The sequence below is a fragment of the Micromonospora sp. NPDC049523 genome (assembly GCF_040676775.1).
GTDB lineage: Bacteria > Actinomycetota > Actinomycetes > Mycobacteriales > Micromonosporaceae > Micromonospora_G.
In genome coordinates this window covers 68,292-79,629 of sequence record NZ_JBFAPP010000028.1, presented here as the reverse complement: position 1 = coordinate 79,629, position 11,338 = coordinate 68,292, and the positions used below count along the sequence as shown (strand labels likewise).

The following is an 11,338-nucleotide window of genomic DNA, read 5'->3' as shown; positions in this document are numbered from 1 at the left end:
GCGGCATGTCGGAGCACTCAGCGTCCCCAGGAACGACCTCCAGCGCGACCCCCGGACGGGCCGTCAAAGCGGTGATCCCCGCTGCCGGACTGGCCACCCGGTTCCTGCCCGCCACCAAGGCGGTGCCCAAGGAACTGCTGCCGGTGGTGGACCGACCGGTCCTGCAGTACATCATCGAGGAGGCCGCCGCGGCCGGAATCCGTGACGTCCTGCTGGTCACCGGCCGGGGCAAGACCTCCATGGTGGACCACTTCGACCGCTCGCCGTCGCTGGAGGCGCACCTGGAGAAGAAGGGTGACCAGAAGCGGCTCGAAGCGGTACGCAGGCCCAGCGAGCTGGTCGAGATCTTCACCTCCCGTCAGCACGAGCCGCTCGGGCTCGGCCACGCGGTCGGCTGTGCCGAGTCGCACGTGGGCACCGAGGCCCCGTTCGCGGTGATGCTCGGCGACGAGTTCGTCGACCTGGCCGAGCCGCTGCTGCCGGCCATGCTCGACCTGCAGGCCCGGACCAACGGCATCGTGCTCGCCTTCATGGAGGTCAGCCCCGAGGAGACCAAGCGGTACGGAATCGCCTCGGTCGCGCCGGCCGAGGAAGGGCTGACCGACCTCGGCGAGGTGGTCCGGGTGACCGGCCTGGTGGAGAAGCCGGCACCGGAGGACGCGCCGAGCAACCTTGCCGTACTCGGCCGGTACATCCTGCCGGGCAAGATCTTCGAGGCGATCCGGCGTACCGGGCCGGGCAGCGGCGGTGAGATCCAGCTCACCGACGCCATGGCGACCCTGCTGGACGAGGGGACGCCGGTGCACGCCATCGTCTACCGGGGCACCCGGTTCGACACCGGCATGCCGCTGGGTTACCTCCAGGCGGTGGTGCAGCTCGCCAGCCAGCGCGACGACATGGGCCAGGAGTTCCGGCAGTGGCTGGCCGACTTCGTCAACTCGGAGGCGTTCGGCGGGCGCAATACATGACAGCCACGGCCGATGCCGAGGCGGCCGCTAACGAGCTGACGCCGCTCGCCGACTACCTGGGCAGCACGCTGCGCAGGTTGCGAGCGCTGCCTCCGCTCGACCTCGACCTGACCCAGGCGTACGGGAACGTCCTCGCCGAGGACGTTCTCGCGCCGCACGCGTACCCGGCGTTCGACCAGGCGGCGATCGACGGGTACGCGGCACGCTGGGAGGACCTTGCCGGTGCCGGCCGGGGCGGTGGCTTCATCCCGCCCGGCACCGGCGCACCCGGTCGTCCCCGCCCCGGGGACACCCGGCCGGTGCGGCTCAACGTCGTCGGTGACCTGGGGGCGGCGAGTTGGCGCCCGGTCCGGCTCACACCCGGCTCCTGCTTCTCGGTGGCGGCCGGGTCCCCGCTGCCGATCGGCGCCGACGTGGTCGTACCGGTCGACTGGACCGACCAGGGCATGGCCGCGGTCGAGATCTTCCGGGTGCCGAAACGCGGGTACGGGCTGCGCCGCGTCGGCGAGGAACTGCCGGCCGGCGCGCTGCTCGCCCGCTCCGGCACGTACGTCTCGCCCGCGCTGGTCGCCGTCTTCGCCGCGACCGGGATCGGGCACGTGGTGGTCCGGCCCAGCCCCCGGGTGGTGATCGTGGCGACCGGTGACGAACTGGTCGAGGTGGGCCGACCCAGCCAACCCGGCCAGGTGGTGGACACCAACTCGCACGCGCTGACCGCCGCCGCGGCCGAGGTCGGTGCGCTCGCGTACCGGGTCGGGATCTGCGACGACGACCCCGAGGGGCTGCGCGGGCTGCTCGAGGACCAGACGCTGCGGGCCGACCTGATCATCACGACCGGTGGCACCGGTACCGGCCCCGGCGACATGGTGCGGCGCATCCTGTCCCGCCGGGACGCCGGTCGGGCCGGGCCGGTGACCTTCACCGAGGTGGCCCTGTACCCCGGTAGCGCGCTCGGATTCGGTACGGTCGGTGCCGAGGAGGTTCCGGTGGTCTGTCTGCCCGGTGAACCCGGTGCCGCGTTGATCGGCTTCGAGATGTTGGCCCGCCCGGCGATCCAGTTGCTCGCCGGTGCCGAGCCGGTGTTCCGGCCGAGCGTGCGCGCGCACCTGCTGGAGACCGTCTCGTCCCCCGGTGGGCTGCGGGAGTTCCGCCCCGCCCACGTCGCCGAGCGGCGCGGCGGCGGTTACACCGTCCAACCGCTGCGCGGCGGGCCGCACACCCTGGCCGGGCTGGCCGAGGCGAACGGCCTGCTGGTGCTCGGGGAACGGGTGACCACGGCGGCGGCCGGATCCACCGTGGACGTGCTGCTGCTGGACCGGCGCCGATGAGCCTGATCGGGACACCGGGCTGGCCGGTCGCGCTCGCCGACGGTGCGGTGCTGCTGCGGCCGTACAAGCGCGGCGACGCCGCTTCCTGGTCCGAGGTGCGTCGGGCGAACCAGGCGTGGCTGGCGCCCTGGGAGACCGCACCGCAGGGCGGCTGGGACGAACTCAACTCGCCGACCGCGTTCCGCTACGTCTACCGGGACCAGCGTCGGTCCAGCCGGCGCGGCGAGAGCATGCCGTTCGCGGTGTGCCTGCGCGAGCACGGGCGGGAGCGGCTGGTCGGGCACATCAACCTGGGCAACATCGTCCGCCGGGCGTTCTGCTCGGCGTACGTCGGTTACTGGGTGGACGCGCGGGTGGCCGGGCGCGGGGTGATCCCGACCGCGTTGGCGCTCGTCACCGACCACGCCTTCGGCCCCGGTGGACTGCACCGGATCGAGGTGAACATCCGGCCGGAGAACGGCCCGTCCCGCCGGGTGGTGGAGAAGCTCGGCTTCCGCGAGGAGTCGTACCACCCCCGTTACATGCACATCGACGGCGCCTGGCGGGACCACATCGGGTACGCGATGACCAGCGAGGAAGTCGCCGCCGAGGGTGGCCTGCTGGCCCGCTGGCACCGGATCCGTACCGTCACATCTTGATCATTGTTGCTGCTGGTAGTCGGCGCGGCGCACGTTGATCCTGGTGCACCGCCCGTAACCTGAAGTAACTGGATGTGTGGTAACCGTCCGGCGGTCGTAGCGACCCTGCCAGCTCGGCGGGTGTCCGGACGGCTGGCGGGGTTACCCGACGTGGGTGACGGGAGGGGTGAGGGTGCCGGCCTCGGTGCTCCTCGCCGTCCTCGCCGCCGCAGGTCTGCTCGCTTTCGCACCGGCGCTGGTTCGCCGGTACGACGCCACCGAGCGGCTGGTGGCGGAGCGGGCGCAGTCGACGGCGCGGGTGCTACAGCGCCGCCGGCGACGCCGTACTGTTCCGGGTCGGCAGCCGGTCAATCCGTCGCGTGTGCTGACGGTTACTCTGCGCGGTGATCTGTCGGGTGCCAACAACCCGGTGTACGGGATGGCCGACCCCGTCTCCGCACCCCCGGCCACCGGCCGACGGGCCAGCCGCCTGCGTGCCGTACCCCGTTCCGGGTCGCGCCCCCGCCGCCGTCCCCCGACCCAGCGGCACACCCCGGCCGTCTACCGGCGCCGCCGCGTCTTCGCCGCGCTCCTCCTGCTCAACCTCGCCGAACTGATCGGTGTCATCGCGGTCAGCCCCGGCTTCTGGATCAGCTTCGCGGTCACCGGCGCACTGCTCGCCGCGTACGTCGTACACCTGCGCAACCGGGCCATCGCCGGACGCCGACGCCGCCGGATCCAGGCCCGGGAGGCGGCCTGGCTCGCCGCCCGCCAGGCCGAGGTACGCCGCGAGCAGGCCCGCCGTGCGGCGGCCCGCCGGGAGGCGCAGCGCCGGTTGGCCGCCCAGCGCGAGGCGGTACGCCGCGCCGCGATGGGCCTGGACCGGCCGGACGACCTCCCGGCGGCGGCCAGCGGTGGCCGGGCACGTGCCTCGGTCTCCTACCGGCGCTCCGGTGGCCTGCGCGGTCGCCCCTACGAGGCCGGCCGAGGCTCGCACTCCGCCTGAGTGCGGTCGGGCCTGGCGGGGACGGATCCGGCACGCCGGGGGCGGATTCGCCCGCCGGGTGCGGTACCTGTTAGCCTTGGCGCCGGTTCGCCGTTGGAATTCCGACGGCGGGTCGATCATCGCCCGGCGCGAGTCGGGCGAGGGGCTGTGGCGCAGTCTGGTAGCGCACCTCGTTCGCATCGAGGGGGTCAGGGGTTCGAGTCCCCTCAGCTCCACCATCACCACTTGTGGCCAGCGGAAACGCTGGCCATTTCAGCTCACGGTGCATGTCATGAACCTCCGCCAGGACGTTCTTGTCCTGGTCGGTCAACGCCGGGCTCTCGAAGATCATGCCTGTCCCGATGTCTCTAACATTGAGACAAGACCTGGCGGGTCTCTCGTGGCGCAATGATAGAGACATCGGGATACCGGCCGGCGGGACGACGGTCCGTTCCGCTTCGTGTGCCGTACGGGTCAGGTGGCTGCCGGTGCTCCGGCGACCTCGAACGAGTGGTAGTTCGGGTAGTCGCCGACCGTGCCGTCGGCGCGGACGGCGTACACGATCACGGTCATCCAACCGGCTGCGGTGGGCGTCCAGGTGATGGTCGCCCGGCCGTCCGGACCGGCCGCCACCTCGGTCTGCTCACCGCCGTCGAAGACGTACCGGTAGGCCGTGACGTCGGTCCAGCCGGGCGGGGGAGAGAACGTGAACTCACCCGGTACGCCGACACCGCCGACCGGCTCCGGCGCCGACGGATAGACCTCGGAGCGTACGCCGGGCCACGGGCCGAAGAGGGCGTACCAGCTTCCCTCCGACGAGACGAACCCGTTGTCGCTGAGGCTGCGCACGGTCAGCTGGTGGCCGTTGACGTCGCTGGCCTGGAACGAGAGGTACGCGTTCCCCTCGTCGTCCGCGTACAGCCGTTGCGGATCCCCGTTGTCCAGCGTGTACTCGTACCCGTTCACGGTGAGTCCGGCCGCGGGCGAGAACTTCAGCAGCACCTCCTGGTTCCACTCCGGCGGACCGCTGAGCGCGGTGACCGTCGGCGCCGTACTGGGAACGAAGACGTCGTACGTCACCGTCGGCGAGACGTTCCCCGCCAGGTCTATGGTGCGCACGTAGATCCGCTGGGGGCCGTACCGGTCCGGGTTCAGGGTGACCGTGGCCGTGCCGCCCGGCCGGACGGCCCGTACGGTGCCCGGGTCGTCGAACGGGCTGGTGCACTCCAACTGCCCGAACTCGCCACTGTACGAGCAGGCCGGTACGCCAAGCTCCGACCAGGAGTAGGCGAAACCGGCCACGTCCTTGTTCCCGTTCCCGGAGAAGGTGAACAGGCCCGGCACGCCGACCGGGGTCTGCTCGCCGCTGTCCGCCTCCGGGTAGTTCGAGGAGGTGACCGTCGGGCTGGTCGGACTCGTGCGGTCGTAGGTGAAGTAGCACTTCTTCGACCAGGCCGAGACGTCCTTGCCGTCGCCGACGCTGGCCTGCCAGACGTACGAGGTGCCGTCGACCAGGGCGGTTTCCGGCAGCCGGGGCGAGTTCGCCCGGCCGGAAGTGCCGTACTCGTCGGTGAACTCGGCTCGGTTCTCCGGCTGACCGGTGGGCCAGATGGCGACGGTGGTCTCGATCCGGCCGCGGTCCTGCTCGTCCGCGTCGGAGCCGACAACCTCGATCACGTTGGCGAGCCCGCCGAGGCGGGGGTACGGCTTGAGCGCCGTACACGGGAAGCCGCCGTTGTAGAGATTGTTGTTGTCGACCGTCGGCAGCGAGTTGTACTGCACGTTCATGGCCACCGAGGAGTACCAGTAGAGCCTGCGGCCGTAGCTCGGGTCGGCCTCGTACTGCTCCGGCACCCGGATCTCGAAGGTGATGCGGCGCTGCCGCTTCTGGATCGCGTCCTGCACCGCCGCGGCGATGTCGAAGGTGATGTTCGCGCTCGGGCACGCCTGCGGGGTGAGGATCTCGTCGATCTTCGCCAGCGGCGCCGGTGGCCGCTTCCAGGTGGGGGTGGCGTCGACCGGCTTGGTACGCCAGATCTCGATCGCCCGCTTCGTGCAGTCGGCCGCGCTGTACTCCCGGATGAAGACCGAGCCGCCGTAGATCTTCTTGCCCTCGTACGCGCTGAGGTCGAAGGTGGCGTAGATCCGCGAGGTGTGCTGCCCGCCGGCCTCGTCCTGCCAGGTGCCGAGCGGCATGTTGACGCTGCCGCCCTCGTCGTACGCGATCTTCGGGGTGGCCGAGTCGGTGTAGCCGACCTGCACCTTGCCCGGTGAACTGTAGTGCGGCGCCGCGCTCGCGGTGCCCGTGCTGACGATGACCGCCACGCCGGTCGCCGCCAGCGAGAGGGCAAGCAGCGAAACCGCCGCCCGGTGTGCCCCAAGTCTGATCAAAGTCGCCTTCCTCCCCGTTACGCCCCGCGCCCCACGCGCGGGATCAGAAGGCATTGAAGTGCATTGCCGCAACGCAGGCAATGGCGGGGCGTAGTTGGGGCCTGGCTAGCATCGGGTTCGGCATCCGACCCCAACGAGGAGGCACCAGTCGTGATCACCCGAGTCGAGGTCGACGCGGCAGCGGCCCGGATCGCCGGACGGGTGCGGCGTACCCCGCTGATCGAGGTCGATCCGGGAACCTGGGCTGGGCCGGGCTGGTTCAAGTGCGAGTTCATGCAGCACACCGGCTCGTTCAAGGCCCGGGGTGCGTTCAACCGGGTGCTCGCCGCTCGCGAATCCGGTGAACTCGACCCGGAGGTCGGGATCGTGGTCGCCTCCGGCGGCAACGCCGGCCTGGCGAACGCGTACGCGGCTGCGGCGCTCGGGGTGCCGGCCACGGTCTTCGTGCCGCTGACCGCGCCGACGGTGAAGGTGGCCAAACTCCGGGCGTACGGCGCGACCGTGGTCCAGCACGGCAACGAGTACGCCGAGGCGTACGAGGCCGCGCTGAAGGCGGTCGCCGAAACCGGGGCGGTCCACTGCCACGCGTACGACCAGCCGGAGATCGTCGCGGGTGCGGGCACCGCCGGCAGCGAGTTGATCGACCAGCTCGGCGGGGCGGTCGACACCATCCTCGTGGCGGTGGGCGGTGGCGGGCTGATGGCCGGTGTCGCGGCTGCCGCCGAGGGGCTGGCCCGCGTGGTCGCGGTGGAGCCGGTGACCATCCCGACCCTGCACGACGCGCTGGAGCGGGGCGGGCCGGTCGACGTACCGGTGTCGGGGATCGCCGCCGACTCGCTCGGCGCCCGGCGGGTCGGCGACATCGCGTACGCGGTTGCCGTCCGGACCGGCGTACGCAGCGTGTTGGTCTCCGACGACGACCTGCTCGGCGCCCGGCAGCAGCTCTGGGACCGGTGGCGGATCGTGGTCGAACACGGCGCCGCCGCCGCGTACGCCGCGCTCGCCTCCGGTGCCTACCGCCCGGAGCCGGGTGAGCGGGTGGCGGTGCTGCTCTGCGGGGCGAACACCGACCCGTCCGACCTGTGACGCGGCGGCCGGCACCAGGCCAGGGAGGTACGACGGATGCCGACGAGGCTGGTCCGGTCGGTCGAGCCGGAGGATCTTGACGAGGTGGTGCGGATCTACGCCCACTACGTGACCGAGAGCGTGGCGACCTTCGACGAGAGCCCGCCGACGGCCGGCGACTGGCGGCAGAAGGCGCAGACGCTGCGCGCCGCCGGGCTGCCGTTCCTGGTGGTCGAGGTCGGTGGGGAGTTGGCCGGATTCGGGTACGCCAGCCAGTGGCGCCCCAAGCCGGCGTACCGGCATTCCGCCGAGAACACGATCTACCTCGCGCCGGACCGTACCGGTGTGGGGCTCGGGTCGCTGCTGCTCGGTGCGGTGCTCGACGGGTGCGTGGCTGCCGGCGTACGGCAGGTCATCGCGGTCATCGCGGACACCGGCAGCGACGCGTCCGCGGCCCTGCACCGCCGGCACGGCTTCACCGAGGTCGGTCGGCTCCGGTCGGTCGGCTTCAAACACGGCCGATGGATCGACACGATGCTCTTCCAGCGCGACCTCACCACCGAGATGACCCCGACCGCACCGCCGAAGCTACCACCGACCGCACCACCGAGCTGAGCTGAGCTGAGCTGAGCACCGGTCCGGCTGTCGATAACCGCTGACGACGGCCGGTCAGCGCCGGGTCAGGCGGTCCCAGACGCCCGGCGGTTCGAGCTGGTCGCCGCTGTGCAGCGGTCCACCGACCGGCGGCTGCGCACCGACGGTAGCGGTCACCCGACCGTGTTCGGCGCCGGCCGTGAGCTGCCTCGGCACGGGCGGGATCTCGGTGCCGAGCCGTACCTCCAGGCCGGGCCAGCCGATCACCTCGACGTCCCGCGCGGCCCGCAGTGTCGTCCCGGTGTCGAGTGGGCCGCGTACGGCTGCCACCTCCTGCCCGGCCGTGACCACCTTGTGTACGCCCAGCGCCGCGCCGGCCGAACGGACCAGCGGGGTGGTCGCCCGGAACACCGCCCGTAGCTGCTCCGGGGTGTGCGCGCCGGGCTGCCCCAGCACCGCGCCGACAACAAGCAGGCTGGTGGTGCCCACCTTCACCACGGCCGCGAAGGTGAAACACCCGCCGGCCTGGTCGGTCGAGCCGGTCTTGACCCCCACCACGCCGTCCCGTCCGAGCAGGTCGTTGTAGTTGGTGATCGTCCCCTCGACCGGCACGGTCGCCTTCGACTGGGCGACGATCTCCGCGAACGCCGGCAGGGCCATCGCCTTGCGGGTCAGGATCACCTGGTCGACGGCGGTGCTCACGGTGTCCGGTGCGAGCCCGGCCGGGTCGGTGTACCGGGTGTCGGCCATGCCGAGCCCGGTCGCCATCGCGTTCATCTTGTCGACGAACGCGGCCACGCTGCCCGCGTCCCAGGCGGCGAGGATCCGGGCCATGTTGTTCGCCGACGGCAGCATCACCGCCTGCAACGCCTGCCGCTGGGTGAACTTCGCCCCGGCGGCGACCCGGATCAGCGACTCGCCCCGCGCCTTCTCCGCCGGGTACGCCGCTGCCTGCGCGGCGCTGACGGTCAGGCTCGGCCCCGACTCGCCGACACCGAGCGGATGATCGGTCAGCACCACGTACGCGGTCATCACCTTCGCCACGCTGCCGATCGCCACCGGGGTCGGGCTGCCGAAGGTTCCCAGGTCACCGAGGCCCTCGACGGAGACGGCAGCCTGCCCGGTCGACGGCCACGGCAGTTCCGGCGGGGTGCCGGGGATCTTGGCCGAGGCGGGCAGGATCGGCTCGGCGGTCGGCCGCGGCGGGTCCTGCCAGAAGGGCTGGCTGACGAACAGCCCGATCGCGACGAGAACCAGTGCCAGCGCGGCGGGCAGCAGCAGCTTCAGACGCCGCGACCGGCGTTGGGCCGCCGCGTACGAGGCCGACTGGTACATGAGCGGTGTTCCTCCCGAGGCCGAGGCAGCCGTACGCGCTGACGAGACTGATATTGCCGCTGGTCGTGCGCCCGGTGGGGCCTCATCGACAGATTCGCTCCGGCATCCGGTGCGGGGGAGCCGGGAACGGGCAGCCCCGCACCGGACGATCGTCACCGTACGACGGCCGACCAACCGGGCCGGACCGGCCCCGGTAGCTCCGGAACGCCGGCACCCCGCCGGGCGTACGTCGGTGTCGGGGCGGCAGCGCAGGTCGCGCCGGGCGGCGGGAGCTGACGGTCGACCAGGTACCGGTCGACGAAGGCGGTGGTGCACGGCGTACCGGGGTAGACCCCGTGCCCCGCACCCTCGAAGCTGACCAGTCGACCGTTACGCCCCAACTGGTCCGCCACGCCCAACGCCCACTCGTACGGGGTGACCGGGTCGTGGAACGAGTTGACGATCAGCAGCGGCAGCTCGGTGCGTACCCGGAGCCGGTGCTGCGGGTTGCCCACCTCACCCTTCCAGCCGAGACAGAGGCCGAGGGCGGTGACGGCCGGCGCCGAGGCACGCATGTTCGGTGCGACCTCCCGGGCCAGTTCGACGTACCGCCGGAACTGGGACAGGCCGTCGACCGGCAACGCCCAGTCTTGGCAGAAAACCGGCATCGGGTACTCGACCAGTTCGTCGGCGGCGGTCTTACCACGCGCCGATGTGGCCGTCGCCGGGTTGGGTGCGCCGTCGACCATGGCGGCGAGCAGGTTGGCGAGTTCCGCCCACGCCGGCAGGTAGAACGCGCCGAGGGTCCGGCGGCTGAGGTCCAACCAGGTCAGGCTGGCGCCGGTTTCCGGGTCGACCAGGGTGCCGGCCTCCGCGCGCCGCATCAGCTCCGCGAAGAGCGCGGGTACGTCCCAGCCATGCAGCGCACAGCTCGTGTCACGGTCGCACCAGGCCACGAACTGCTCGAACGAGTGTTCCGCACCGACCGACTCGGTACGGATGAACTCCCTGGTCCCGAGGCTGTGGTCCATGGTGCTGTCCATCACGAGTGCGCGTACCCGCTGCGGGTGACGCTCGGCGTACATCTGGCCCATCAGGGTGCCGTAGGAGGCGCCGTTGTAGCTGATCTGCCGTACGCCGAGCGCGGCCCGGATCGCGTCGATGTCGTCGGCCACGTCGACCGCGTCGACATGCTCGAACAGCGGGCCGGTGTTCGCTCGGCAGTTGTCGTACAGCCGGTGGTTGTACGCGACCAGCGCCCGGTACTGCGCCTGGTCGGCCGGTACGGGGAAGGGCTGCTCGCCGAGCAGCGAGCGCGAGCAGCGGATCGGGCTGCTGCGGGCGACACCACGGGGGTCGAAGCCGATCATGTCGAAGCGTTCCCGGATCTCCGGGCTGCCGAAGCGCTCGGGGCGCTCGATCACCGCGTCGACGCCGGAGGCGCCCGGCCCACCGGGGTTGATCACCAGCGGGCCGATCCGGTTGGCGGCCGGGCCGGTGGCGGCCCGCTTGGCGAGCGCCAGCGGGAAGGTCGCGCCGCGCGGCCGGGACCAGTCGACGGGCAGGACGAGGGTGGCGCAGCGCAGGCCGTCGTCGTTCGGCAGATCGGGGCACGGCTGCCAGTCCAGCGCCGGGGGACGCCAGCCGTTCGTGGTCGTGCCGGCGTCGGCCGCCCCGCTGGCCGCCGCCCCAGCGGGCGCGGCGGTGGCGCCGAGCAGGAGGGCGAGGGCGGCGCAGACACCTACGGTGGTACGGATTGTTCTTCGCATAGGGCGACAGCTCCAATCGATGGACGTGCCGCACAGTCGAGCATGGACCGTAGGTGAGCTGAAGGGCTGACGAAGCAGGTCAGGGGGATCTCCGGGATGTCCCCGACCGGCCGATCCGGCGGTTGACCCGAGCCGGTACCGGCCATGTTCGGCACGGTTCCGGATAGCAACGTCGGCGTCGTAGGGGGTGGTGGTTCGGGTGAACTCGTACGCGCACCGGAGGAGTGCGGGGTCGGCGGGCGGGAGATCTACGTCTGGTACCCGGCTGGTGAGCTGACCCGGCTCCGGGTCGCCGGCCGGACCTGAC

Annotated in this window: 10 protein-coding genes and 1 tRNA gene; 8 read left to right on the top strand and 3 right to left on the bottom strand. The window is 71.8% G+C overall.

What is annotated here, in order from left to right; all coding sequences use genetic code 11:
* Positions 1-5 precede the first annotated feature (5 nt).
* The 5 genes from AB0J90_RS31225 to AB0J90_RS31205 all read left to right on the top strand — a co-directional run bounded on the left by AB0J90_RS31225 (position 6) and on the right by AB0J90_RS31205 (position 4,137).
* Positions 6-968: a UTP--glucose-1-phosphate uridylyltransferase gene (locus tag AB0J90_RS31225; protein ID WP_363602022.1), complete on the top strand. Its 963-nt coding sequence runs from the start codon at positions 6-8 to the stop codon at positions 966-968.
* Entirely contained in the window at positions 965-2,296 is a 1,332-nt protein-coding gene (gene glp, locus AB0J90_RS31220) for a gephyrin-like molybdotransferase Glp (RefSeq protein WP_363602020.1), read from the top strand. The genes AB0J90_RS31225 and glp overlap by 4 nt, the downstream gene beginning before the upstream one ends.
* On the top strand, positions 2,293-2,934 hold the full coding sequence (locus AB0J90_RS31215) for a GNAT family protein (protein ID WP_363602018.1): 642 nt from the start codon (positions 2,293-2,295) through the stop codon (positions 2,932-2,934). The genes glp and AB0J90_RS31215 overlap by 4 nt, the downstream gene beginning before the upstream one ends.
* A 166-nt stretch (positions 2,935-3,100) precedes the next feature.
* Positions 3,101-3,919 carry a hypothetical protein gene (locus AB0J90_RS31210; protein ID WP_363602070.1) on the top strand — a complete coding sequence of 273 codons (819 nt, stop codon included), beginning with the start codon at positions 3,101-3,103 and terminating at the stop codon, positions 3,917-3,919.
* 141 nt (positions 3,920-4,060) lie between these two features.
* Positions 4,061-4,137: transfer RNA gene (locus tag AB0J90_RS31205), tRNA-Ala, on the top strand.
* Positions 4,138-4,372: 235 nt separating this feature from the next.
* On the opposite strand, the gene AB0J90_RS31200 is transcribed toward AB0J90_RS31205, so the two are convergent.
* Positions 4,373-6,289 carry a hypothetical protein gene (locus tag AB0J90_RS31200; RefSeq protein ID WP_363602016.1) on the bottom strand — a complete coding sequence of 639 codons (1,917 nt, stop codon included), beginning with the start codon at positions 6,287-6,289 and terminating at the stop codon, positions 4,373-4,375.
* 150 nt (positions 6,290-6,439) lie between these two features.
* Between AB0J90_RS31200 and AB0J90_RS31195 the strand changes: the two genes are divergently transcribed.
* Together AB0J90_RS31195 and AB0J90_RS31190 are read left to right on the top strand one after the other, a co-directional pair.
* Entirely contained in the window at positions 6,440-7,375 is a 936-nt protein-coding gene (locus AB0J90_RS31195) for a threonine/serine dehydratase (protein ID WP_363602014.1), read from the top strand.
* A gap of 36 nt (positions 7,376-7,411) precedes the next feature.
* Positions 7,412-7,969, top strand: a complete 558-nt coding sequence (locus tag AB0J90_RS31190; RefSeq protein ID WP_363602012.1) for an N-acetyltransferase family protein — start codon at positions 7,412-7,414, stop codon at positions 7,967-7,969.
* 54 nt (positions 7,970-8,023) lie between these two features.
* Here AB0J90_RS31190 and AB0J90_RS31185 read toward each other — a convergent pair whose 3' ends face one another.
* On the bottom strand, positions 8,024-9,283 hold the full coding sequence (locus AB0J90_RS31185; protein WP_363602010.1) for a D-alanyl-D-alanine carboxypeptidase: 1,260 nt from the start codon (positions 9,281-9,283) through the stop codon (positions 8,024-8,026).
* A gap of 152 nt (positions 9,284-9,435) precedes the next feature.
* The gene (locus AB0J90_RS31180) at positions 9,436-11,031 is read right to left on the bottom strand and encodes an alpha/beta hydrolase (RefSeq protein ID WP_363602008.1); all 1,596 of its coding nucleotides are present in this window, start codon (positions 11,029-11,031) and stop codon (positions 9,436-9,438) included.
* A 144-nt stretch (positions 11,032-11,175) separates the two neighbouring features.
* On the opposite strand from AB0J90_RS31180, the gene AB0J90_RS31175 reads away from it, so the two are divergent.
* Positions 11,176-11,337, top strand: coding sequence for a hypothetical protein (locus tag AB0J90_RS31175; RefSeq protein ID WP_363602006.1), 162 nt, complete (start codon positions 11,176-11,178; stop codon positions 11,335-11,337).
* Position 11,338: the final 1 nt, after the last annotated feature.

Bases quoted from the DNA above. Each gene is read 5' to 3' on its own strand.
- AB0J90_RS31225 (WP_363602022.1), top strand. From the start codon at position 6: ATGTCGGAGCACTCAGCGTCCCCAGGAACGACCTCCAGCGCGACCCCC.
- glp (WP_363602020.1), top strand. From the start codon at position 965: ATGACAGCCACGGCCGATGCCGAGGCGGCCGCTAACGAGCTGACGCCG.
- AB0J90_RS31215 (WP_363602018.1), top strand. From the start codon at position 2,293: ATGAGCCTGATCGGGACACCGGGCTGGCCGGTCGCGCTCGCCGACGGT.
- AB0J90_RS31190 (WP_363602012.1), top strand. From the start codon at position 7,412: ATGCCGACGAGGCTGGTCCGGTCGGTCGAGCCGGAGGATCTTGACGAG.
- AB0J90_RS31185 (WP_363602010.1), bottom strand. From the start codon at position 9,283: ATGTACCAGTCGGCCTCGTACGCGGCGGCCCAACGCCGGTCGCGGCGT.
- AB0J90_RS31180 (WP_363602008.1), bottom strand. From the start codon at position 11,031: ATGCGAAGAACAATCCGTACCACCGTAGGTGTCTGCGCCGCCCTCGCC.
- AB0J90_RS31175 (WP_363602006.1), top strand. From the start codon at position 11,176: ATGTTCGGCACGGTTCCGGATAGCAACGTCGGCGTCGTAGGGGGTGGT.